The sequence below is a fragment of the Stenotrophomonas sp. SMYL86 genome (assembly GCF_036320025.1).
GTDB classification, from domain to species: Bacteria; Pseudomonadota; Gammaproteobacteria; order Xanthomonadales; family Xanthomonadaceae; genus Stenotrophomonas; species Stenotrophomonas maltophilia_A.
Window position 1 is genome coordinate 227,157 of sequence record NZ_JAWIRU010000001.1, and the last position, 23,504, is coordinate 250,660.

Annotated in this window: 22 protein-coding genes and 1 pseudogene; 10 read left to right on the forward strand and 13 right to left on the reverse strand. The window is 66.8% G+C overall.

All coding sequences use genetic code 11. The features are described 5' to 3' along the window. Positions 1-39: 39 nt before the first annotated feature. A complete protein-coding gene (locus V3B64_RS01020) occupies positions 40-1,572 on the forward strand; it encodes an MFS transporter (protein WP_329913389.1) in 1,533 nt (510 codons plus the stop codon). A 4-nt stretch (positions 1,573-1,576) separates the two neighbouring features. After that, positions 1,577-2,137 (forward strand): TetR family transcriptional regulator, encoded by a 561-nt coding sequence (locus tag V3B64_RS01025; RefSeq protein ID WP_110712473.1) that lies wholly within the window; start codon positions 1,577-1,579, stop codon positions 2,135-2,137. Positions 2,138-2,231: 94 nt separating this feature from the next. On the opposite strand, the gene V3B64_RS01030 is transcribed toward V3B64_RS01025, so the two are convergent. Further along, positions 2,232-3,113: an AraC family transcriptional regulator gene (locus tag V3B64_RS01030; RefSeq protein WP_329913390.1), complete on the reverse strand. Its 882-nt coding sequence runs from the start codon at positions 3,111-3,113 to the stop codon at positions 2,232-2,234. A gap of 106 nt (positions 3,114-3,219) precedes the next feature. Between V3B64_RS01030 and V3B64_RS01035 the strand changes: the two genes are divergently transcribed. Continuing rightward, positions 3,220-3,756 (forward strand): peroxidase-related enzyme, encoded by a 537-nt coding sequence (locus V3B64_RS01035; RefSeq protein ID WP_329913391.1) that lies wholly within the window; start codon positions 3,220-3,222, stop codon positions 3,754-3,756. Positions 3,757-3,826: 70 nt separating this feature from the next. Here V3B64_RS01035 and fdhD read toward each other — a convergent pair whose 3' ends face one another. Then, on the reverse strand, positions 3,827-4,666 hold the full coding sequence (gene fdhD / locus V3B64_RS01040) for a formate dehydrogenase accessory sulfurtransferase FdhD (protein ID WP_329913392.1): 840 nt from the start codon (positions 4,664-4,666) through the stop codon (positions 3,827-3,829). Positions 4,667-4,909: 243 nt separating this feature from the next. On the opposite strand from fdhD, the pseudogene V3B64_RS01045 reads away from it, so the two are divergent. The 3 genes and pseudogenes from V3B64_RS01045 (at position 4,910) to V3B64_RS01055 (ending at position 8,211) form a co-directional block, all read left to right on the forward strand. Then, positions 4,910-7,194 (forward strand): annotated as a pseudogene (locus V3B64_RS01045) (FdhF/YdeP family oxidoreductase). 25 nt (positions 7,195-7,219) lie between these two features. After that, the gene (locus V3B64_RS01050; RefSeq protein ID WP_080355387.1) at positions 7,220-7,555 is read left to right on the forward strand and encodes a hypothetical protein; all 336 of its coding nucleotides are present in this window, start codon (positions 7,220-7,222) and stop codon (positions 7,553-7,555) included. Positions 7,556-7,671: 116 nt separating this feature from the next. Then, positions 7,672-8,211: a DUF411 domain-containing protein gene (locus V3B64_RS01055; RefSeq protein WP_329913393.1), complete on the forward strand. Its 540-nt coding sequence runs from the start codon at positions 7,672-7,674 to the stop codon at positions 8,209-8,211. Between the two features lie 139 nt (positions 8,212-8,350). On the opposite strand, the gene blaL1 is transcribed toward V3B64_RS01055, so the two are convergent. The 4 genes from blaL1 to V3B64_RS01075 all read right to left on the reverse strand — a co-directional run bounded on the left by blaL1 (position 8,351) and on the right by V3B64_RS01075 (position 13,192). Then, positions 8,351-9,223 carry a L1 family subclass B3 metallo-beta-lactamase gene (gene blaL1, locus V3B64_RS01060; RefSeq protein WP_329913394.1) on the reverse strand — a complete coding sequence of 291 codons (873 nt, stop codon included), beginning with the start codon at positions 9,221-9,223 and terminating at the stop codon, positions 8,351-8,353. A 95-nt stretch (positions 9,224-9,318) separates the two neighbouring features. After that, positions 9,319-11,748, reverse strand: coding sequence for a TonB-dependent receptor (locus tag V3B64_RS01065; RefSeq protein WP_329913395.1), 2,430 nt, complete (start codon positions 11,746-11,748; stop codon positions 9,319-9,321). A 71-nt stretch (positions 11,749-11,819) separates the two neighbouring features. Further along, on the reverse strand, positions 11,820-12,671 hold the full coding sequence (locus tag V3B64_RS01070) for a FecR domain-containing protein (RefSeq protein ID WP_149908524.1): 852 nt from the start codon (positions 12,669-12,671) through the stop codon (positions 11,820-11,822). Continuing rightward, on the reverse strand, positions 12,668-13,192 hold the full coding sequence (locus V3B64_RS01075; protein ID WP_049401449.1) for an RNA polymerase sigma factor: 525 nt from the start codon (positions 13,190-13,192) through the stop codon (positions 12,668-12,670). The genes V3B64_RS01070 and V3B64_RS01075 overlap by 4 nt, the downstream gene beginning before the upstream one ends. A 203-nt stretch (positions 13,193-13,395) precedes the next feature. Between V3B64_RS01075 and V3B64_RS01080 the strand changes: the two genes are divergently transcribed. Then, positions 13,396-13,662, forward strand: coding sequence for a hypothetical protein (locus tag V3B64_RS01080; protein WP_006369821.1), 267 nt, complete (start codon positions 13,396-13,398; stop codon positions 13,660-13,662). A 9-nt stretch (positions 13,663-13,671) separates the two neighbouring features. Then, positions 13,672-14,844 carry a low temperature requirement protein A gene (locus tag V3B64_RS01085; protein ID WP_329913396.1) on the forward strand — a complete coding sequence of 391 codons (1,173 nt, stop codon included), beginning with the start codon at positions 13,672-13,674 and terminating at the stop codon, positions 14,842-14,844. Between the two features lie 111 nt (positions 14,845-14,955). Here the strand turns inward: V3B64_RS01085 and V3B64_RS01090 are convergent, their stop codons facing one another. From V3B64_RS01090 to V3B64_RS01120, 7 genes are all read right to left on the reverse strand, one after another. Further along, the gene (locus V3B64_RS01090) at positions 14,956-15,501 is read right to left on the reverse strand and encodes a DUF1697 domain-containing protein (protein ID WP_329913397.1); all 546 of its coding nucleotides are present in this window, start codon (positions 15,499-15,501) and stop codon (positions 14,956-14,958) included. Continuing rightward, a complete protein-coding gene (locus V3B64_RS01095; protein ID WP_329913398.1) occupies positions 15,498-16,139 on the reverse strand; it encodes a response regulator in 642 nt (213 codons plus the stop codon). The genes V3B64_RS01090 and V3B64_RS01095 overlap by 4 nt, the downstream gene beginning before the upstream one ends. Continuing rightward, positions 16,132-17,187: an ATP-binding protein gene (locus tag V3B64_RS01100; protein WP_329913399.1), complete on the reverse strand. Its 1,056-nt coding sequence runs from the start codon at positions 17,185-17,187 to the stop codon at positions 16,132-16,134. Before V3B64_RS01100 ends, V3B64_RS01095 begins: the two co-directional genes overlap by 8 nt. A 173-nt stretch (positions 17,188-17,360) precedes the next feature. After that, the gene (locus tag V3B64_RS01105; protein ID WP_088026119.1) at positions 17,361-18,098 is read right to left on the reverse strand and encodes an MgtC/SapB family protein; all 738 of its coding nucleotides are present in this window, start codon (positions 18,096-18,098) and stop codon (positions 17,361-17,363) included. A 31-nt stretch (positions 18,099-18,129) separates the two neighbouring features. Next, positions 18,130-20,889, reverse strand: coding sequence for a magnesium-translocating P-type ATPase (gene mgtA / locus V3B64_RS01110; RefSeq protein WP_329913400.1), 2,760 nt, complete (start codon positions 20,887-20,889; stop codon positions 18,130-18,132). Positions 20,890-20,951: 62 nt separating this feature from the next. Further along, a complete protein-coding gene (locus V3B64_RS01115) occupies positions 20,952-21,251 on the reverse strand; it encodes a hypothetical protein (protein WP_006447714.1) in 300 nt (99 codons plus the stop codon). 283 nt (positions 21,252-21,534) lie between these two features. After that, a complete protein-coding gene (locus V3B64_RS01120; protein WP_329913401.1) occupies positions 21,535-21,837 on the reverse strand; it encodes a hypothetical protein in 303 nt (100 codons plus the stop codon). A gap of 291 nt (positions 21,838-22,128) precedes the next feature. On the opposite strand from V3B64_RS01120, the gene V3B64_RS01125 reads away from it, so the two are divergent. Beyond that, positions 22,129-22,845 carry a CS1 fimbrial subunit B flags: Precursor gene (locus V3B64_RS01125; protein ID WP_329913402.1) on the forward strand — a complete coding sequence of 239 codons (717 nt, stop codon included), beginning with the start codon at positions 22,129-22,131 and terminating at the stop codon, positions 22,843-22,845. Between the two features lie 110 nt (positions 22,846-22,955). After that, positions 22,956-23,450, forward strand: coding sequence for a CS1 type fimbrial major subunit (locus tag V3B64_RS01130; protein ID WP_329913403.1), 495 nt, complete (start codon positions 22,956-22,958; stop codon positions 23,448-23,450). Positions 23,451-23,504: the final 54 nt, after the last annotated feature.

The following is a 23,504-nucleotide window of genomic DNA, read 5'->3' on the forward strand; positions in this document are numbered from 1 at the left end:
TATAGTTATGACCGTATTCCACCCCCACCAGGTTCTCCCATGGCTTTGTCCCAGCCCCTGGCCGGTGCTCCGGCCCTGTCGCGTGCCCGTCGCTGGGCGCTGTTGTTCACCGTCGCCGCCGGCCTGCTGCTGGTTACGCTCGACAACTCCGTGCTCTACACCGCACTACCCACCCTGACCGAGGAACTCTCGGCCAGTGCCGGCCAGGCACTGTGGATCATCAACGCCTATCCGCTGGTGATGGCCGGCCTGCTGCTGGGCGCGGGCACGCTGGGCGACCGCATCGGCCACCGCCGCATGTTCCTGATCGGCCTGGTGGTGTTCGGCATCGCATCGCTGGCAGCGGCGTTCGCTGGTACAGCGGCGCAGCTGATTGCCGCGCGCGCGTTCCTGGCGATCGGCGCGGCCGCGATGATGCCGGCCACGTTGGCGTTGATCGGCCTGAGCTTCCACGAAGAGAGAGAGCGCAACATCGCCATCGCGATCTGGGGCTCGGTGGCCATCGTCGGTGCAGCGCTGGGTCCGATCATCGGCGGCTGGCTGCTGCAGCACTTCTGGTGGGGCTCGGTGTTCCTGATCAACGTGCCGGTGGTGGTGGTAGCCTTCGTGGCCACGCTGCTGCTGGCGCCGGAAGGCCAGCGCGATACCTCGCGGCCGTGGGATCTGGTGTCTTCGTTGCTGGCATTGGCGGCGCTGTCCGGCCTGGTGCTGGCGATCAAGTCACTGATCGCTACGCCGCCGTCGTATGCGCTGGGTGCCGGTGCGCTGTTGCTGGCCGTCATCAGCGGCGCGGCGTTCGCACGTCGCCAGCAGCAGTTGCCGTACCCGTTGCTGGACTTCGCGATCTTCCGCAATCCGGCGTTCCTGGCCGGCACGCTGTCGGCGGTGTTCACCCTGTTCGCGATGGCCGGCCTGCAGCTGGTTACCACCCAGCGTTTCCAGCTGGTGGCGGGCTTCACACCGCTGCAGGCAGGCCTGCTGGTATCGGTGGCGGCGCTGGGCAGCCTGCCCAGTGCGCTGCTGGGTGGCAGCATCCTGCACCGCGTGGGCCTGCGTCCGCTGATCTGTGGTGGCCTGGCGGCTGGCGCCGTGGGTGTCGGTGTTGTGGCGTTCGGCTTCCCGCACGGCCTCGGTTGGGTGGTGGCCGGCATGGCGATCACCGGTTTCGGCATGGGCTCGGCCATCTCGGTGGCGTCCACTGCCATCCTCAACAATGTGCCGGCACACCGCGCAGGCATGGCCTCGTCGGTTGAAGAGGTGTCCTACGAATTCGGTGGCCTGCTGGCGGTGGCGATGCTGGGCAGCCTGAGCGCGGCAATGTACGGTGCCTTCCTGCCGGTCTCGGCCGACATGCCCGAGCTTGCCCGAGAGGGCTTCACGCAGGCGCTGCATGCCGCACGCGAAAGCGGGCAGGGCAAGTGGTTCGCGCTGGCTGCGGCCGCGTATGACCGCGGCTACCAGATCGTGCTGCTGGTGATCACGGTGGTGCTGGCAGTGGGTGCGGCGATCATCGCGCGCCTGCTGCGGGGGCGCGTCGGTGGCCGCGAGGGTGCGGCCGATCGCGTAAAATGACGCGATGAGAACCAGCAAGCGCGACCGCATCCTCGACGCCGCCGTCAACGTGATCAATCGTGACGGCGTGCGCGCGGTGACCTTCGAGTCGGTGGCCGCCGAGGCCAAGCTGACCCGTGGCGGCCTGCTGTATCACTTCCCGTCGCGCGAAGCGTTGCTGCGCGGCATCGACGAGCATCTGGTGCAGGCCTGGGAGACGTCGATGGAAACGCTGTTGGGCAAGCGTGCGGAGGAAGCATCTGCGCTGGAGCGCTACCAGACCTTCGTGCGCGTCTCGGCGCAGAGCGCCACCCGTGCCGAACTGATGTTCATGCTTGAATCGGCCGACCCGGACGCCGATGAGCGTCCGTGGGGACCGGCTGTGCGGCGCTGGGCGCCGTTGCCGCCGTCGGCCGGACAGAATGACCCGGCCGCGCTCGACAACTTCGTGGCGCGGCTGGCCGCCGATGGCCTGTGGATCTACGAGGCGATGTACGAAGGGCAGCTGGATGAAAGCGTGCGCGCCCAGGTGGCGGAGCGGATCGCCGGGCTGCTGGCGAAGCCCGACGGGTCACCGCCCTTGTAGAGTCGAGCCATGCTCGACTGCTCTTCGCTCCGACCACGAAAACCCCGCGCTTCGCGCGACAGCCGACTGACAGTCGACTCTACCCCTCATCCATTTACCCAGCCTGTGCTGCGGTCGCCGCCAACCACGCCCTGGGCGAAGCCCCCAACCGCTTGCGGAACGCCTTCGACAACGACGCGGTATCGGCAAACCCCACCTCGATCGCCACCTGCTTGACCGCCACGCCCGCCCGCAGCTGCGCGCAGGCGAGGCTCAGCCGCCAGTCGAGCAGATAGCTTGCCGGCGTCGCCTGCATCACCTCCTTGAACACGGCTGCGAACGCGCTACGCGACATGCCGGCGGTCGACGCCATGCGCGGCAGCGTCCATTCGTCCTGCGGCGCCTGGTGCATCGCCACCAGCGTACGTGCCAGCCGCGCATCGGACAGCCCGCGCATCAGCCCGTGGCTGACCCCGGCCGCATCGGGATGATCCACCACCCAGCGCAGGATCTGGATCAACGCCACCTCGAACAGGCGGTTGGTCAGCAGCCGCGAACCGCAGCGTTGGCGGTCGGCCTCGGTGAACAGTAGATGCAGGGTGTCGTCCAGCTCGTCGATCGCGGCCAGCGGCACCACCATCACCGGCGGTAGCGACTGCACGATAGGGTTGCGCGCGCCACCATCGAAGTCGAGCGTGGCGCAGGTGAAGTCGGGGCCATCCAGCGGCGCATTGAAGAACACGTGGTGCAGTGGCTGCGGGTACAGCAGCAGGCTCGGGGTGTCGATCTTCAACCGAGGCAGCGCGGTATCGCCATCGGGATGGCGGACCTCCATCTCACCCTGGCGCAGGATGTGCAGGAACGCACGACCGGGCTGCGGCTCGAAGACATGGCGCCCGCACAGCGGACCGCTGTGGAACAGCGCGGCCTGCACCCGGAAGCGTTCCAGCAGAGAGGAGAGGCGGTCGGGCGCGGTGGTGTCGAGGGAAATGCTCATGGACGTATGGACAAAAGATGTGGCTGATACGGCCTGATTCGTCCAATAAGTCTACCTAGGATGAGCGGGTCGTCCAATCCCGGGCGCTTTCCCAAGGAGATCCACCATGTCCCGTGTCCCCCTGATCGATGCCGCCAACACCACCGCCGACCGCCAGGCCCTGCTGGGCCAGGTCCACGCCGCCTTCGGTGCCACCCCGGCCATGTTCCGCGCGGTGGCCAATTCGCCGGCCGCCCTGCAGAGCATGTGGGGCTCGTTCGGCGCACTGGGCGGCGGTCGCCTGTCGCCGCTGCTGGGCGAGCAGATCGCCGTCGCCATCGCCAACCGCAATGCCTGCGAATACTGCCTGGCCGCGCACACGGCGCTGGGTCGCAAGGCCGGCGCCAGCAGCGAGCAGATGGCTGCCGCGCAGATCGGCCAGTCCAGCGATCCGGCCACTTCGGCGGCGCTCGACTTCGCGCTGAAGGTGGTCGAGCAACGTGCGCAGATCGCCGACAGTGATGTGCAGGCGTTGCGCGCAGCCGGCTTCGATGACGAGCAGATCGTCGAGATCCTTGCCCATGTGGCGCTCAACCTGTTTACCAACTACGTCAACGTGGCGCTCGACGTGCAGGTGGACTTCCCGAAGGTGGCGCTGCGCTGAGGTACGGTCTGGCCCGGGTGGCAATGGGCCGCCCGGGCCGGTCGAAATGGAGCAGACGGGGTGGTCGGCGCTACCTGTCGTCCGCCTGCAGCCGCTCGGGGTGCGTATACACATTGAACCCGCTCTCCCGCGCGAATCCGACCAGGCACAGTCCGGCACTGCGGGCCAGGTCGATCGCCAGCGCGGTCGGCGCAGACACCGCTGCCAGCACGCTGGCACCCGCACGTATCGCCTTGCTGACCATCTCATAGCTGGCGCGGCTGGAAATCACCAGCAACCCACCGTCGATGGCGTGCTCGTTGTGATGGAGGGCGCCGATCAGTTTGTCCAACGCATTGTGACGGCCCACATCCTCGCGCACCCAGCCAATCCGCCCGCTGGCATCGGCCCAGGCCGCGGCGTGCGTCGATCCACTCGCCGCATTCATCGGCTGATGCTGCGCCAGCGTGGCCAGCGCCCGCTGCAATGCGGCATGCGGATAGGTGCGGCGCTCGCGGATCTGCGGCAGCGGGCGCAGCACATCCTCCAGCTGGCGCGTGCCGCACAGGCCGCAGCCACCGCGACCGGGCAGCAGGCGGCCATTGGCCGGATCCAGATCGGCACCGGGTGCGTCTTCGGAAACGGTCATCTGCAGTTCGATGCCCTCCAGCTGCGGGCGGACCTCGATCGACAGCAGTTGCGAGGGCGTAGTGATCAGCCCCTCGCTGAGCGAGAAACCCAGCGCGAAGTCTTCCAGGTCGCAGGGCGTGGCCATCATCACTGCGAAGGCGGCCCCGTTGTAGCGCAGTGCAACCGGTACTTCCTCGGCCACCACGTCGACCTGCTGCTGGTGCCCCTCGCTGCGCCAGCGCTGCAACGGGCGCTGGGCCGTGCCGGCAGGCGGGGTGTGCGGCGGGGTCGAGTCAGGCATGCAGCGCGTCCGGGCAAGGGAAATACGCAGGTGGTGGACCACCCACGGCTTCGAGAATAGCGCAGTGGCCGGGCGCTGACGCGGGTGTAACCGTTGTCATGGCAGGCTGCGCTGAAAACAGCGTTTGCCTCTGGCGAAGCGGCCTTGTCCGTGCTTGACTGCGGGGCTGGCCGCGCTGCAGAAGCCGCATTCGGCCCGTCTCGCGCCGTTGATTGTTGTGTTCCTCCCGCCAGGTTCCCGAACATGTCCGAGCAGAAGCCGCCGCGTTACAAGCCCTACAACCAGCCGGCCGGTGGCTGGGGTGCCGCCGGTGCCACGGCCAAGGTGCTGTTGCAGCAGAGTGTGATCGGCAAGGGCTCGAAGGCGCTGCTGGCAATGAACCAGCCCGGTGGCTTCAAGTGCCCCAGCTGTGCGTTCCCCGATGCCGACGAACGCAAGAAGCTGGAATTCTGCGAGAACGGTGCCAAGGCGTTGGCCTGGGAAGCCACCCAGTTCCGTGCCGGCCGCGAGCTGTTCGCCCAGCACACGGTCACCGAGCTGATGGCGCAGACCGACTACTGGCTTGAGATGCAGGGCCGGCTGACCGAGCCGATGCGCTACGACGCGTCCACCGATCATTACGTGCCGTGCAGCTGGGACGAGGCGTTTGCCTTGATTGGCCGTCATCTGCAGGCGCTGGACAGCCCGCACCAGGCTGAGTTCTACACCTCCGGCCGCACGCCCAACGAAGCCGCGTTCCTGTATTCGATCTTCGTGCGCGAGTTCGGCACCAACAATTTCCCGGACTGCTCGAACATGTGCCACGAGCCGACCAGTCGCGGCCTGCCGCCGGCCATCGGCGTGGGCAAGGGCACCATCGTGCTGCAGGATTTCGAGCACGCCGAGGCGATCTTCGTGATCGGCCAGAACACTGGCACCAACTCGCCGCGGATGATGAGCAACCTGGTCGAGGCGCGCAAACGCGGCATCCCGATCGTGGCGGTCAACCCGATGCCCGAGCGTGCGCTGATCCGTTTCGCCGAACCGCAGGACATGGTGCAGATGGCCACGTTCGGTCGACCGAGATCACCAGTGAGTTCGTGCACATCCGCATCGGCGGCGACCTGGCCCTGATCAAGGGCATGATGAAGGTGATGTTCGAGCGCGAAGCGCAGGGCGAGCGCGTGCTTGACCATGAGTTCCTGTCAGAACACACGGTGGGCCTGGAGGCGCTACGCGAAGACGTGCTGGCGCAGGACTGGGACGAGATCGTGGAGGTCTCCGGCATCACCCAGGCGCAGATCCGCCGCTGCGCCGAGATCTACATCCGCTCCAAGGCCACGGTGATCTGCTATGGCATGGGCCTGACCCAGCATCAGTATGGTTCGACCCTGCTGCAGCAGGTGGCCAACCTGCTGTTGCTGCGTGGCAACTTCGGCAAGCCCGGTGCCGGCATCGGGCCGATCCGTGGCCATTCCAACGTGCAGGGCGACCGTACCGTCGGCATCGACGAGAAACCCAAGCCGGCCTATCTGGACCGCGTGCAGCAGGTGTTCGGCTTCGATCCGCCGCGCGAGCACGGTCATCACGTGGTCGAATCGATCGAGGCGATGCTGGACGGCAGCGCCAAGGTGTTCATCGGTATGGGCGGCAACTTCATCCACGCCGTGCCCGATACGCCGCGCGCGTACGAGGCCATGCGCGGCCTGGAGCTGACGGTGGGCATCGCCACCAAACTCAATCGGGGTCACCTGGTGCATGGCCGCGATGCCTTGATCCTGCCGGTGGTCGCGCGTTCGGAGCGCATCGTTACGCCTGCCGGCGAGCAGTTCGTCACCATCGAAGACGCGATGTCGAACGTGACCGCTTCGCGCGGCGTGCTCGAGCCGGTCAGCACGGACGTGCTGCCGGAGGTCGAGATCGTCTGCCGCATGGCGATGGCTACATTGCCGCACAGCAAGGTCGACTGGGCCGGGTGCATGCATGACTACGCACCCATCCGCGAGCTGATCGCGGCGGTGTACCCGGAGATCTACACCGGCTTCAACGAGCGCATCCAGCAACCGCACGGCTTCCATCTGGACATTCCACCGCGCCGCCGGGTGTGGCCCACGCCCAACGGCAAGGCCAACATCCTGGTGATGCCAGGCCTGGACGTGGACGATCCCGTACATGACCCGGACATGCTGCGGTTGGCCACGGTGCGCTCGCACGATCAGTACAACACCACCATCTACAGCTACAACGACCGCTATCGTGGCGTGTACAACGATCGCATGGTGCTGTTCATGAACATCGAGGACCGGCTGGCGCGCGGGCTGGAGAAGGAGGCGTTGGTCTGCCTGGAGACGATCAGCGGCGATGGCGTGCAGCGGCGCATCGAAGGCCTGACCGTGCTGGACTACCCGATGCCGCGCGGCGCCCTGGCCGGTTACTACCCGGAACTGAACCCGTTGTTGCCGCTGGACTACTACGACCGGGTCAGCGGTACCCCAGCGGCCAAGTCGATTCCGGTAAGGATGCGGGCGATGGCCGAGGCGATTGCGTGATGCGTTCATCGGCTATCATCGTCCGGTGAACCTGCCTGGCCTGCTGCTGCGATGGATGCTCCTCCTTGCCCTGGTGCTGAACGCACCGGCGCTTGCGATTGCCTCATCCTCGTACGCGGCGCAGTCCAGCGCGGACCATTGCGCCGCACCGCATTCGGCGGCCATGGCCGGATGCTGCGACGAGGCAGCATCAACGGTCTGCCAGAGCAATGAGTGCGAATGCCCGCCGGCCAGCCTCGGCATGCTGGCCACCCTGAGCGGAACGCCAGCGTCACCCTGGCGTGAGGCGCCTTTGCCAGCCAGCGCCCAGCAACGCGCACCGCCGCCGTTGCCGGATCCGTTACGGCCGCCCATCGTGTGATTTCCTGCAGGCCTCAAGCGCCTGCCGTAGCTACTCGACTCATTCTCGACTCTGCCTGTGCCTTCGATGCGCAGGCAGCGGGCCGCGTTGCCCGCATCTGCAAAGGAATCAACACCATGAACCGTTCTCTCTCCCTCGGCCTGCTGCTGGGCACCGTGCTGGCCACCACCGCCTGCGCGCGTGCTGCCGAAGAATCGCCTGCTGCGCCGGTTGCCAGCGAAGCCCCGGCGGCACCGAGCAAGGCCAGCCCGTCGCAGGTGGATCCGGCACTGCCCATCGCCATCGTGCACAAGACCGCCAGCTGTGGCTGCTGCGGCATATGGGTCGACCACCTGAAGGCCGAAGGCTTCCAGGTGGATGTGCGCAATACCGATGACATGAACCCGATCAAGGTCCGGCTGGGTGTGCCGGTCGGCAAGGCCTCCTGCCACACCGCCGAGATCGGTGGTTACGTGGTTGAAGGCCACATCCCGGCCGAGGACATCAAGCGACTGCTGGCCGAGCGGCCGGCCGCGCGTGGGCTGGTGTTGCCGGGCATGCCGGCCGGTTCGCCGGGCATGGAAATGCCGGATGGCTACGTCCAGCCGTACACCGTTGAACTGGTGCGCAACGATGGCACCACCGAGCCGTTTGCCCAGCACGGGCAGGGCGGCTGACAGGCGACGGTGCCGGTCGTCCTGACCGGCACCCTTCGGTGCGCCCCGTGTAGAGCCGAGCCCACGCTCGGCTGCTCTTTGTAGAGTCGAGCCATGCTCGACTGCTCTGCTTCAGTCGAGCAAGCTCGACTCTACAGAATCAGCGGGCCCCGGCTGTTTCCTTGGCCAGCTGTGCGTCGAACTTCTGTTCGGCCGCATCCGCGTAGGCCTTGCAGGTCAGTGCCTTGGCGCCGGCCCTGGCACCCGCAGCGTAGTCCCAGTTGCTGGCGCCCGGATGCGGGGTCAGCAACACGTCGCAGGGCAACGCCCGCACCGTCGCGAAGCTGCGTTTGTAGTCATCGACCAGGCGCGGATAGCGCGCATTGCCCTGCAGCTGGTAGCCCGGTGCACTCAGGCTGTCGGCATAGGCGATGCGCACCGGCTTGCCCTCGCGGGTATCGCTCCAGGTCCACGCGGTGCTGCCCGGGGTGTGCCCGGGCATGAAGTGCGCTGTGAATTCGATGCCGCCCACCTCGACCACCTCGCCATCCATCACGATGCGGTCTGCACTGGCAGGCGGGTAGGTGATGCCATCGCCGAAGTGCAGATCGTCGCTGCCACCGCGCGCCAGCAGCACCGCCGATTCCGCGTTGGCCGCTACTTTGGCGCCCGTACGGCGCTTCAGCTCCGCCACCGGCCCGGCATGGTCGGCGTGTGCGTGGCTGAGCAGGATCAACCGCAGGTCCTGCGGGGCCACGCCGCGCGCCTTCATGTTGTCCAGCAGGTGGCCGGCCATCTGTGGCATGCCACCGTCCAGCAGCACGGCGCCCTCGGAGGTCTGCACCAGCAATGCGGTCAGGTTCTCGGTGCCGATCTGCCAGGTGTGGTCAGCAATCTGCAGCGGTGCCATCGGCTGCAGCCAGGAAGCATCCACGGTGTAGGCCCGCAGCTGCGGCAGTGGTGTCTCGGCGCCACTGGCGTGCGCGATCGGGAGAGCAGTGACCAGGGCGAAGGCGAGCGGGGAAAAACGCATGGTTCACGTCCGTTTGAAGGAGGCCCAGAAACTAGCATGGGCCTCCTTCATCGCGTCGCACATAGATTTCATGGCTCCCATAAGGGCGCCATGGATCAGTACCGGTACTGCCACCCCAGCGTCACCACCCGGCCACGGCCCGAGAAATAGCTCGGGTTCGACGGCGTGGTCTGCGAGTAGTAGCTGATGTACTGCTTGTTCGCCAGGTTCTGCACGCCCAGCGTGAAGGCGTGCTTGTCCAGCACGTAGCGGGCCACAAGGTCCACCGTGGTGTAACCCTTGAACTCCGCCACCCGCGCGCCACGCAGGTCGAAGTCGCGGTCGAAGGCGTGGCTGGCCTGCAGGCGGGTGCTCAGCTGTGGTGTCCAGCTCTGCTCCCAGAATGCGGTCAGCCGGTTCGGCGCGATGTTGACGCCGGCCAGGTCGCTGTCGAGGCGGCCGTCGACGTCGGCATCGTAGCGGCCGTTGGCGCGTGCATAACCCAGGCCCAGCCGGCTGTCGCCCAGGCGCAGGCGCAGGTTGCTTTCGAAGCCCTCCACGCGGGTGGCCTGGCGCTGCACCGCATAGGCGTCGATGCCCGGATCGTAGATCAGCACCGAGCCCAGCTTGGATTCGGAGGTGTAGTAGGCGATGTCACCGCTGAAACGACCATCGTCGTACTCCAGGCCGATCTCGCGGTTGTCCGACACCACCGGTGACAGGTCAATCAGATTGTCAACGCGCTGGCCGTCGCGGTTGATCGCGCGCAGTACGCGACCGACGTCGGCCACGGTGTAGCCTTCCGAATACGAGGCGTAGGCATTGAGGCGATCGTTGATGTACCAGACCGCGCCGAAGTTGGGCAGGGTCTCGCTCATGGTCGGCTTGCCGCCAGCCACCTTGCGTGCGCCGTAGCGGGGCAGGGTGGTGTAGTCGCCTACTTCCAGCTCGCCCTTTTCGTAGCGCAGGCCGCCGGACAGCATCAGGTGGTCGGTTGGCCACCAGTGCAGCTGCAGCAGTGGCGACAGGCTCTGGTAGGTGGTCTGCGGCACCCAGTTCATGCCACTGGCCAGCAGCACCTGGTGGGTGCGGTCGCGCAGGCCGTCCAGGCCCAGGGTCACGTCCAGCGTGGTGTCGGCAATGCGGGTCCAGCTCTGGGTCAGCTTGAAGCCCCGCTTGTCCGATTCGTTCTGGGTCTGGTCCCAGGCGGCGTTGGCGCCGGTGTTGCCCCACGGATCCCACTGGCTGGCGCCATAGCGGCCTTCGAAGTCCACCGCGAAGGCCTGCGCCTGGAAGCGGCCACCGAGCAGGTCGGCGGCGCTGTAGTCCAGCGTCAACGAACGCGAGCGGTTCATCGGTGGATCCAGCGGCGTATCGCCGGGCACCGAAATGGTCGGGCGGCCGGTGCGGTAATCACCGTTCACCGCCAGGTAGTTGTCCAGCCCGCGCAGCTCGTAACGGTTGGCCATCAGCTGCAGGCGGTGGCCCTCGGCAATGTTCCAGCCCAGCTTGGCGAACACGTTCGACGAGGTCGAATCCATCAGTTCGCCCTGCGCGTTGGTACCGATCGAACGGCCCTCGCCGTCGTGGTACAGGCCCTGCTTCTCATAGGCCAGGCCGGCCACCAGATCGAACTGCTCGCCGCGCACGCCGACCAGTGCCGAGCCGCGCTGGCCGTTGTCATCACGGCGGCTGGGCAGCGCCGAGCTGTAGCTGACGTTGGTGTCGAGCAGGAAGGCACCGGGCTCGCTGGGCGCGCTGCGGGTGATGATGTTGACGATGCCACCGGTACCGCCGATGCCCTGCAGTGCGTTGGCACCGTGGATGACCTCGATGCGTTCGATCATCGCCGGATCGATGGTGTGCGAATCACGTGAGCCATCGCGCAGCGGCGTCGACTGTGGCACGCCGTCGACCATGTACAGGATGCCGCGGCCACGCATGGTTTCGCCGTAGTTGGACATCTTCTCGCGCGCCGGGGCAAACGCCGGGATCTGCGCCGACAGCACCCGCGAGACATCCGAGCCCAGCGCCAGCTGCTGCGCGATGTCCTCGCGGGTCAGCACGGTGATGGTGTTGGGCATCGCGGTCTCGCCCTGCGGCATGCGCGCGGTCGAGGCCGATACCGTGACGCGGGCCAGCGAAGTGGTCGTGGCAGGGGACGCTGCCGATGACGCGGCCCGGGCCGGAGCGCGGGGCTTGGGCGATGCCGGCGTGGCACTCACCACGAACACCCCCGGCGAGCGCTCCTGCATCGCCAGGCCTTGCCCGGCCAGCAGGCGCTGCAGGGCGTCGTGCGGGGTGTAGCGGCCGTCGAGGGCGGGCGCGTTGCGGCCGCTCACGCTGTCGGCCGCGAACAGCAGCTGGATGCCACTCTGCCGCGCCAGCGAGTTGAGCGAAGCCTGCAGCGGGCCGGCCGGCAGGTGCAGTTCGACGGGTGCGGACGCAGCGGTCTGCGCGGTGGCGGGCAGCGCCGCACACAGGCAGGCAGCGAGCAGGGTGGGGGCCAGCCGGCGCAGCGCGGCGGGCGGAACAGGGCGGGTCATGCGGGGGTCCTTCGGAAGGGTTCAAGCACTTGCCGGATGGGACGGCGCGCAACCCACCCTCGGCGTGGCAATCAATCGCGGGCGCGCAGATGCAGGCTGCCGTCGGCGGCGGTATGCACCTGGACTGGCAGGATCTCCGGCAGCAGCGCGACCGCCGTCTCGGCACGATCGGCATCGAACACGCCCGACACCTGCAGCGGGCCCAGTGCCGGGTCGTCCAGCACGATCGGACGGTCGTGATAGCGCTGCAGGATGCGCAGCACCTCGCTCAGTGGCATGCGGTCGAACTGCAGCCGACCGGTGGTCCAGTCGGCCCGGTCCGGATCCACGGCTTCCGGCGGAGACAGCGAGCCCGGCTGGGCCAGCAGGCGCTGCCCCGGCTTCAGCCGCTGCTCGGTGCCGCCGCCATCCACGCTGACACCGACCTCGCCGCGCCACAGCGTGACCTCACTGAGATCGCCCTGGCGGTCAACATCGAACACCGTGCCGTAGTTGCGTACCTGTACCGGCCCAGCATCGACCTGGAAGCGGCGCCACGCTGAATGCTGCACCTCGAAGCGCGCATGGCCCTGCGCCAGCAGCACCTGCCGCGAACGCAGATGGCGACGGACCTGCAGGTGGGTTCCTGCGTCGAGCAGCACACGGCTGCCGTCCGGCAGCTCGATGTCGCGGCGCTCGCCGACGGCGGTCTGGTAGTCACGCACCTGCCAGGCCGGGTCGGCCAGCAGCAGCGCGGCGGCCGCCAGCAACAGCACCGGCAGTACCCGTTTCGCGCCAGATCCGCCGCGGCGCCGCTGCAGCTGTTCCGGGCCTGGCAACGGGAAACGCTCCTTCAGTGCCTCCCGGTGCTGATCGAGCGTGTCCTCGGCGGACGGTTCGGTGGGCTGCGACGGCGGTGCCGGATCGGGTGATGCAGGACTCACCGCAGCGCACCGTGCAGCCGGCAGTCGGCCATGGCCAGGCGCAGATGACGTTCCACCGCCTTCAGGCCGATGCCCATCCGCTGCGCCACCTCGGCCTGGGGCAGCTCGTGGATCTTGTGCAGGATGAACACCTGCTGCCGCCGGCAGGGCATGCGCTCGATGCTGGCGGTCAGCCGCTGCAGCGCCTGCTGGCCCTGCGCCTGGCGCTCGGGTCCGGGGCGCTCACAGGCGCCTTCGGGAAGCTCGGCGCGGGGCTCCACCCAGTGCCGGCGCAGGTCCTCGGCGCGGCAGCGGTCGACCGCCGCATCGTGGGCGATCCTGCGCAGCAGCGCGATCGGTTGGCGGGCGTCATGCGCGGCCGGGCGTTCCAGCAGGCGCACACAGACATCGTGCACCACTTCGCGGGCCAGCCCGGGCGAGCGGAACCGGCGATGCAGGTAGTCCACCAGTTCCTCGTAGTGGCGCACCAGCGAGGTCACCAGCGGCAGCGCAGGTGGGCGGGGAAGTGTCGGCTGGGACATCCGGACGGGCAGCAAGGGTGAAAGGCGGGTGCCGGGAGGTCATCCCTGCGTAATGACGCAATACTAATGGGAACTGTTCTCGTTTGCCATGCCGCGATCGCCAGGGCGATTGTTCGCCGCGTCTGGAAAGTGAATCCACGATCATCGGCTGGAGCGCAGAATCGCCCACGGCTAGCCTGCCTGCAGGCTCAAGGAGGTGGACCATGCATGTGCTTCTGGTGATGGTGGGCGGCATTGTGCTGTTGGGAGTGTTCCTGTTGTTCGGACGGCTGTGGAGCGTAGGCACCTCACAGCTGCCCACGGCCCTGATCGCGTTCATTGCCACCTGGCTGCTGGTGACGGTGGCCAACCTGTGGGTGGGCGTCAGCAAGGCCGGCTACGGGATGCGCGAAGAACTGCCGATCCTGCTGCTGGTGTTCGCGGTGCCGGCCCTGCTGGCCGGTCTGCTCTACTGGCGCCTGGCGCGCTGAAGGAAAGCCATGAGTACACGACTGCGATTGCCGGCCCTGCGCCAGCGCGACGGCCACCATGCGCGCGTGACCTACGAAGAGCTGTTCTTCGACCTGGTCTACGTGTTCGCGGTCACCCAGCTCAGTCACCACCTGCTGCATCACCTGGATCTGGCCGGCGTGCTGCAGACGCTGGTGCTGTGGTTTGCGGTGTGGCTGGGCTGGCAGTACGCCTGCTGGATCAGCAACTGGTTCGATCCGGAAGCGCCGCGCATCCGCGGACTGCTGTTCGCCACCATGCTGCTGGCCTTGTTGATGTCCTCGTCCATTCCCGAGGCCTTCGGCGACCGTGCCTGGGTGTTTGCCGGGGCCTACGCCACCATGCAGGTCGGGCGCACCGCCTTCGTGCTGCTGGAGGTCGGTCGCACGCACCCACTGGCACCGAACTTCCGTCGCATGCTGGCCTGGGTGAGCGTGTCGGCCTGCTTCTGGCTGGCAGGTGCGGCAGCCGAGGGCAATACGCGGTTGGCGCTGTGGGCGGTGGCGGTGGCGTGCGAATACATCTCACCGATGTTCGGCTTTGCATTCCCGGGCATGGGCCGTTCGCACACCCGCGAGTGGACCATCGAGGGCGGGCACCTGGCCGAGCGCTGCCAGCTGTTCGTCATCGTCGCACTGGGCGAGACGTTGCTGGCCACCGGTGGCGTGCTCAGCGAGGTCGAACAGTGGAGTGGGGCGGTGGTGTCCGCAGTGCTCTCCACCTTCGCCGGCACGATCGCCATGTGGTGGCTGTACTTCGGCATCTCCAGCCGCGACGCCACCGAGGCCATCAGCCATGCCGAAGACCCGGGCCGGATGGGGGCCAACTTCCACTATGTGCACGCGTTGCTGATCGCAGGGATCATCGCTACGGCGGTGGGCAATGACCTGGTCATGGACCACCCGCACGCTGTGGTGACGCCGGTGTATGCGGCCGTGCTGGTGGCCGGCCCGTTGATCTACCTGCTGGGCAGCGCGCTGTACAAGCGGGTGGTGTACGGGCGCGCACCGTACTCGCATCTGATCGGTGCAGTGGCACTGGGTGTGATGGGTTTCGTATTGCCGCAGACCCATCTGCTGACCGCTGGCTGGTTGACCAGCGCGGTGCTGCTGGCGGTGGGATTGATGGATACGCGGTTGAAGCACCGCCTGCAACGGGCGTGATCTTGTCCGGTATCCAGCCCGTGCCGGGTAGAGTCGACTGTTGGTCGACTGCTCTTCCACAAGGTTGTGGAAAATCCCGCGCTGCGCGCGATAGTCGACTGACAGTCGACTCTACCGCCGCCCTCTACCGCCTGAGGTGGCCTGGCCGAGCGCGGCGGCCATTGCCGCAAGCTTGCCGACCGTGTTGAGGTTGCGGGCGGTGCCTTGCTGGGCATAGGGAATCCGCAGGCGTGAGTCGGCCATGCCGTCGCCATAGTGGACGAAGATCTCGCGGGTACCCAGCGCCAGCTGCTCATCGCGCAGGCCGGTCACCCCGGTCAAGGGATCGGTAGGCAGTACCTCATCCACGAACAGCGCGACCACGCGATTGCCGGCGGCATGCGGGAACGGATGGCCGGCGGCAACCGCCGCGATCTCGGCTGCCGAGCGCACCAGCACACCCACCGGTTTTCCTGCATAGGCCTGCAGCCGTTGGCCAAGGGCTTTCCGCACGCCGGCTTCGTCAAGTCCGCTGCGGAACACCACGTTGCCGCTGGCGATATAGGTGCGGACGTCGGTGAAGCCGGCGTCTTCGCACATCGCCACCAGTTCAACCATCGGCAGCTTGCCGGTACCTCCGACATTGACTGCTCGCAGCAGTGCGACATGCACGCTCATGGGGAACCTGCCTGCAAGCGGTCGTACATGCGCACCAGGTCGACCAGCGTACGCGCGCCCATCTTGCGCATCACCTGCGCGCGGCGCACCTTCACGGTGATCTCGCTGACCCCCAGGTCGCCGGCGATCTGTTTGTTGAGACGGCCGCGCACCACGCCATCGACCACCTCGCGCTCGCCCGCGTTGAGCGTATTCCAGCGCTGCTGCAGGGCATCGAGTGCCTCGCCGTCGCGACGGCGCTGGCGGTCGATCTCGATGCCCTTGTGGATCGCATCCAGCAGTTCCTGGTCACGGAACGGCTTGGTCAGGAATTCGATGGCACCGTCCTTGATCGCGTTGACGCCCATCGCGATATCGCCGTGGCCGGTGATGAACACCACCGGCAGCTGCAGGCCGTGGCTGCCCATCGTGCGATGGAACTCCAGCCCGCTCTGGCCGGGCATGCGCACGTCCAGCACCAGGCAGGCCGGTGCATCTTCCAGTTCGTGTTCGAGGAACGCCTGGGTGGAGGCGAAGGCCCGTACCTGCAGGCCCATCGAGGCGAGCAGGTCTTCCAGCGCGGCGCGCACCGACGGATCGTCGTCGATCACGTAGACGATGGACGCTGGATCGGCGGCGGGTGCAGCGGGCTTATGCATGGGGGACTTCCGTGGCAACGGGCAGGTCAAACACAAAGCAGGCACCTCCGCCGCTGGGGCGCTCGGCTCGGATCCTGCCTTCGTTGGCCTCGATCATCGACCGGCTCAGGCTCAATCCCAGCCCGAGTCCGTGTGATTTGGTGGTCCAGAACGCATCGAACACACGCTCGGGATGATCGGCGGGCAGGCCGACACCGCGGTCACGCACGCTGAGGCTGATCCGCTGTCCGTCGCGTTGGGTCAACAGGGACAGGCGGCGGTCAGCAGCCGGCACTGCTTCCATCGCGTCCACCGCATTGAGGATCAGGTTGCCGATCACCTGCTGCACCTGCACGCGATCGGCCTGCACCAGCGGCAGGTCGGCATCGAGCAGCAGGGCCACGGCCACGCCGTGTTGGTCCAGCTCGCTGCGCGACAGCGCCAGCATTTCCTCCACCGCCTGGTTCAGGTCGAACGCGCGTCGTTCCGGCGCTGCACCCTGGGTCAGGCCGCGGATGCGGGCGATCACGTCACCGGCGCGATGCGCATCGGCCAGGATGCGGGCCACGGTCTGGCGGGCCTTGTCCACGTTCGGTGGGTCCTGTGCCAGCCAGCGCTGGCAGGCTTCGGCGCTGCTGGCGATGGCCGCCAGCGGCTGGTTCACTTCATGTGCGATGGAGGTGGTCAGCTCGCCCACGGTCGATGCGCGCGCCACTCGCAGCAGGCGGCCCTGAGCTTCCTGCACCGCGGCCTTGGCCGCCTCCATCTTCAACGCGAGGTAGGTGGTGATGCCGATCACCAGCATGCCGATCACCGAGTTGACCAGGCCGATGCGGTAGGTGCCGAAGCGGGTGAGGAAGAAGCTCAGGGCGGTGAGTGCGATGCAGGCGATGGCCAGGCTGATCAGCCCGCGCGCGGCGAGTACGCGCGATGCGGCGAGGATGACCGCTGCGTAGAAGCAGGCGGCGGCGACCGCGTAATCGGTGACGGTGTCGATCAGGAAAATCGCCGCCATCACGACGATCAGGGCCAGCAGCACCAGCGGGCGACGGGGCGACAGCGATGGCATCGGGGCGGCTCCCTGGCGTGGGGGGAAAGGATAGCAAAGCGGATTTGGTAGATGCTGACACCCACCAAAGCGATGCCCGGTAGTGCCGGCCGCTGGCCGGCATCTTCAGGATTGTGCCGACCAAGGTCGGCACCTACCAAGCGGTGCACGATGTTGCCGGCCAGCGGCCGGCACTACTCCTCCAGGCTGGCGTTCCAGAACCCCTGCAGCACGCCGGGGGTGGTCGCCAGCGTGGCCAGCACCGCATCCAGTTCACCGGCATCCACCGTGGTGGCATACAGCACCGCTTCGATCTCCACGTCGCGCTCGCCGAACGGGCGCTGGTCCACCGCGCGTACCGGGTAGTGCGCCTGTTCCAGCAGCAGCAACAGCTGGTCCAGCACCTCGGCCTGCTGCTCGCGCTGGCAGACCACGTTGATCGCATAGGTCGCCTCGCTGAACGCCTCCGGCAGCGGCTGCCGCTGGATGCGGTTCACCACTGGCCGCAGCAGGGTGTTGGCGGCCAGCACGAACACCGCCGCCATCACCGCCTCCGGCAGCAGCTTGATGCCCGCACAGGCACCGACCGCCGCCGAGCCCCACAGGGTGGCGGCGGTGTTCAGGCCGGACACCTGCGCACCGTCCTTCATGATCGCGCCGGCGCCGAGGAAACCGACGCCGGAGATCACATAGGCCACCACATGCAGCGGTGAGGGCGGGCCGCCATACAGGTCATGGAAGCGCACGGCCAGGTCGACGAACACCGCCGCCCCCACTGCCACCAGCGTATTGGTACGCAGGCCGGCGGTGCGTTGGCGCAGCTGCCGCTCCAGGCCGATGACGGTGCCAAGCACGAACGCCACCGACAGGCTGATCAGCGAGCTCAGGGTTGCGCCGGCGTTGAACGCCGGCAGGTTCGGATTGATGTCCATTGTGTTTCTCCCTGGACCAGGCGGCGGGCGCTTACTGCCAGCCGTAACGACGGATGTAGATCTTCTTCAGCACGGTTGTCAGCACCGCGTAGCCGAACAGGATCGCCACCAGGAACGGCCAGTAGCCGGTCGGCAGGGCCTGCAGCTTGAAGTAGCCAGCCAGCGGGCTCATCGGCAGGGCCACGCCAATGGCCATGATCAGGCCGGTCATCACCAGCAGCGGCGGCGCAGCGATGCTCTGCAGGAACGGCACCTTCGGTGTACGGATCATGTGCACGATCAGGGTCTGGGTCAGCAGACCCACCACGAACCAGCCGGACTGGAACAGGCCCTGGTCGGCCGGTGTGCGCGCATCGAACACGTACCACATCAGCGCGAAGCAGCTCAGGTCGAAGATCGAGCTGATCGGCCCGAAGAACACCATGAAGCGTCCAATGTCTGCCGGGTTCCACTTCAGCGGCTTGCGCACCAGCTCCTCGTCCACGTTGTCGAACGGAATGGCGATCTGCGAGATGTCGTACAGCAGGTTCTGTACCAGCAGCTGCAGTGGCAGCATCGGCAGGAACGGCAGGAAGGCCGAGGCCACCAGCACCGAGAACACGTTGCCGAAGTTGGAGCTGGCAGTCATGCGGATGTACTTCAGCATGTTGTTGAACGTGCGCCGGCCCTGGATGACACCTTCCTCCAGCACCATCAGGTTCTTTTCCAGCAGGATGATGTCGGCGGCCTCCTTGGCGATGTCCACCGCGCTGTCCACGCTGATGCCGATGTCCGCAGCACGCAGCGCCGGTGCATCGTTGATGCCATCGCCGAGGAAACCGACCACCTTGCCCTGTGCGCGCAGCTCGCGCACCAGGCGCTCCTTGTGTAGTGGCGTCAATCGGGCGAACACACGGTGGTGGTGCAATGCGCGCGACAGCGCGCCGTCATCCATGCGCTCGATCTGCGGACCGGTCAGGATGGTGTCCGCCTCCAGCCCGACCTGGGCACAGACGCGGGCGGTGACCAGCTCGTTGTCGCCGGTGAATACCTTCACCTCCACGCCATGCGCGGCCAGCGCCTGCAGCGCCTGTGCAGCCGATTCCTTCGGCGGGTCCAGGAAGGCCACGTAGCCGACCAGGGTCAGGCCGCACTCGTCAGCCTGCGAATACACGGTCTGGCTGGCAGCAGTTTCCTTCATCGCCACTGCCACCACGCGAAGGCCCTGTTCGTTCAGTTCCTCGGTGGTCTGCCGCACGCGCGCCAGCCGCTGCTCATCCAACGGCTTGTCCTCGCCGTTCTCGCGCACGGTGCTGCATACCGCCAGCATCTCCTCAACCGCACCCTTGCAGATCAGCTCATGGTGGTCCTCACGTTCGGACACCACCACCGACATGCGGCGGCGCTCGAAGTCGAACGGAATCTCATCCACCATGTGGTAGTCCTGCGACAGCCGCAGTGAGCTCTGCAGCTCAACGTGCTCCAGCACCGCACGGTCCAGCAGGTTGATCAGGCCGGTCTGGAAATGGCTGTTGAGGTAGGCGAACTTCAGCACATCCTCCGAATCGTGACCGAACACGTCGGTGTGCCGTTCCAGCGCGATCTTGTCCTGGGTGAGGGTGCCGGTCTTGTCGGTGCACAGCACTTCCATCGCGCCGAAGTTCTGGATCGCGTCCAGGCGCTTGACGATCACCTTGCGCCGCGACAGCAGCACCGCACCCTTGGCCAGGGTGGAGGTGACAATCATCGGCAGCATTTCCGGGGTCAGGCCCACCGCCACCGACAGCGCGAACAGGAACGCCTCGGTCCAGTCGCCCTTGGTCCAGCCGTTGATCAGCAGCACGAACGGCACCATCACCAGCGCGAAACGGATCAGCAGCCAGCTGACACTGTTGACGCCGGCCTGGAACGCGGTCGGCGCGCGGTCGGTGGCGGTGCTGCGCTGGGCCAGGGTGCCGAAGTAGGTACGGTTGCCGGTGGCCAGCACCACGGCGGTGGCGGTGCCGGACACCACATTGGTGCCCATGAACAACAGGTTGTGCTGCTCCAGCAGACCGGCCAGGCCATCGCCCGGGTGCGCGAACTTCTCCACCGGCAGCGACTCACCGGTCATCGCGGCCTGCGCGACGAACAGGTCCTTGGCGGTCAGCACGCGGCAGTCGGCCGGAATCATGTCACCGGCCGACAGCACGATGTGATCACCGGGCACCAGCTCACGGATCGGCAGATCCAGCAACCGCGCAGGGCGACGGCTGTGCAGGTGCGCACCGAAGTACTGGTCGGCCACATCGGCCGCCTCGGTACCCGGGTTGCGGCGCAGCACACGTGCGGTGTTGCCGACCAGTGCCTTCAGCCGTTCGGCGGCACGGTTCGAGCGACCCTCCTGCACGAAGCGGATCAACGTGGACAGCAGCACCATCGCGCCGATCACGATCGTGGCCTTGATGTCCTCGGTCAGCCAGGACACCGCCGCCAGCACGGTCAACAGCAGGTTGAACGGATTGCGGTAGCACTGCCACAGGTGCCGCCACCACGGCAGCGGCTTTTCGTGATCGACCTCGTTGGGGCCGAGCGTGGCCAGCCGCTCCTCGGCCTCATGCGGGCTGAGGCCATCGGCATGCGATTCCAGCGTGGCCAGCAGCTGGGCTTCATCCTGCTGGGCAAGGGTGACCAGGCCGGTGGTGAGCGCGAACGGCGCGGCCTCGGCGCTGCCCGGGCCGAAGCCGGCCTCGGGCATCGCGCGGCGGCGGAACAGGTTGCCTGCGCGACGGCTGCGCAGGAAGGCGTTGAACCAGGCGTTGAGCAGGCTCATGGGAACTCCTCGAATGTCAGAGCCGGCCGGGGCCGGAACACGAACGGAACGGATGGAACAGGTCAGGCGTGGCGCATCGCCAGCACCGCGGGCGACCACGGCTGCATGTGCAGGCGCTGGCTGCCACCGATGCACAGCGGCTTCATCGCATCGCGCAGCGGGTAGGGCAGGTGGCGCAGCACGTTGATGCGCTCGCTGATCGGCAGCAGCGACAGCGCGTCGGCCACCACGCGTGGCGAGCCGAGCGACAGCGAACGGGCGAACATGACCGGGCCATGCTGCAGCAGCTGGCTGCGCAGGGCGGCAACATCGCGCTCACCGATCAGGCGGCGCAGGGTGATGTAGAGGATCTTGTAGGACATGGGGGCGATCTCCAGGCAGGCGGCACCTGGCGATCCCCCGTCGCTCAGGCAGGCAGGGACCGGCGGGCAGGCGCCAGGAACAGGCAACAAGCGGGCATCCGGGGCGCGGTGCGCCCGGCAGGGTCGGGGTCCATCTGCGTCTCCATGAGGGGAGTGGGCCAGCCAGGGTTGCCCTGGTCAGTGGCGCTATTGTCCGCCCCTGAATGGGGTAGTCCTAGAGGCTCGTGGGTTAGCCCGGCTATACCTTGGTATAGCCAGGCCCGGCGATGTGCCAAGGCGCGGATCAGTGGGCAGCAGGTGTGGTCTGCTTGCAGACGTCATATTCGCCGCGTGTAAGCGTCTTGTCGTGGTCGGTGTCGCAGGCGTGCATTCGTTCTGCCCAGCCCGGCGCAACCGCATCGACTTCGGCGAGGGTGACGATGCCGTCCTTGTCCTTGTCCAGCGATTCATAGGCTGGAATCAGCTTCACTTCGGTTACGTCCTCGGCCGCGGTGGCCTTGCTGGCTTCCTGGGTCTTGGAACACGCACCGAGAAGCAGGCCCGCGCAAAGGGCGAGGGCAACGGGGAGAAAGCGAACACCGGTCATGGCAGGCTCCAGAGGTAGGGATGCAGGCCACCGCTGTGGTGGTCACGGCCGGATCTTCTGCGCGGGACTGTAAGCGGGTTGCGAAGAATGCAGGCAAGCGTCCATGCGAGTGGGTTGCCGTTCACTGTGAGTGCGCCGGTCCCGCAGGCCAGGATCGGCAGACTAGGAATCGTTTCAAACCTGTAGGGCAAGTCCGACTTTTGCAACTTTTTGTATATCAAGGTTGTGATGGAGTCGTGAAAATTCGCGCTCGCCATTCCCTGCGGGCTCGCCATGCATCGTCTTCTCTCTTTGATTCTGTTGGTCATCCTGTCTGGTAGCGCGCAGGCATCCACACCACAGATCAGCGTCGGCGTGCTGTTCGATTACCTGCAGCCCACGCATAGCAATCTACTCAAGCGCATCCGCAACACCGGCGACGCCACGGCCTATGTGCGGGTGGAAGTCACCCAGATGCACTTCGATGCGGAGGGAAAGGCCAGCGAAACGCCGGTGGATACCACCGCGCTGGTCCGCAATGCGCCGGAAGCCCGAGGTGTCATCGCCAGTCCCAGCCGCCTGATCATCGCAGGCAATGGGCAGCAGGCCACACGCCTGGTGTATCGCGGTGCGCGTGACCAGGAGCGCTACTACCGGTTGCGCTTCATCCCGGTGGCGCCGACGGCCGAGGAATTCTCGCTCAGCGAAGACCAGGCCCGGGAGGCAGCGGAGCTTACGTCCGCCATCCGCGTTTTCACCGGCTACGGCACGATCTTCTTCGTCGCGCCGGAGAACCCGCACTACGACACGCTCATCGAGCAACAGCAGGTACGCAATCGCGGCAACGCCACCGTGGTGCTGGACAACCTGCGCCAGTGCGAGCGCGACCGCCCCGATACCTGCACGCCGGGAATCATCGCCCATGTGCGTCCCGGCAACAGCTACGCGATGCAGGCCGCCGAACACCAGTTCCTGCGTTTCGAGCTTCGCGAAGGCGACAGTCAACGCAGCATCGACTCACGCCGTTAAGCCCACTTCCACCCTTGGATCAGTTCCGAACGGGCCTGCCAGGCGCCCGCTGGGACGGCGTTGCCCTTGCCTGGCACCTTGATTTCCACCCTTGAACCTGGAGTGCATCCATGTCCCTGAAGACCACCCTGATGGCAGCGGCCACCGCCCTGCTGATCACCCCGGCCGTTGCCCTGGCCGCGACCGAAACCAAGTCGATCACCGTCAACGTCACCGCTGATGTGCCGAACACCGCTGGCCTGCAGGTGTCCACCCCGGATGGCTGGGAAGGCCTGCCGCAGAACCTGCCGTGGGATACCGCTCGTCAGACCCTGGGCGATCTGACCGGCCGTGTCATCAACATCAAGTCGCCGGCGGCCATCACCGCTTATCTGTCAGCGCCGGCGCAGATGGCCTCGGCCGCCGACGTGGTCGATCTGGCCGTGAAGCTGGATAACGTGGTGGTGCCGGCCACCTCGGCCGCCAAGATCACGGTGGCCAATGCCGCACAGGCCGCGGCCGGCAAGTCGTTGGCGTTTGCCATTGCCCCCACCGTGCCGACCGACGGCTACAAGCAGGGCAGCTACGGCGGCCAGTTCCACATGATCTTCGAAAGCGACATCTGACGATCATGCAGCTTCGTGCCCTTCCTGCCGCGTCATCGATGCGGCGGGAGGGCA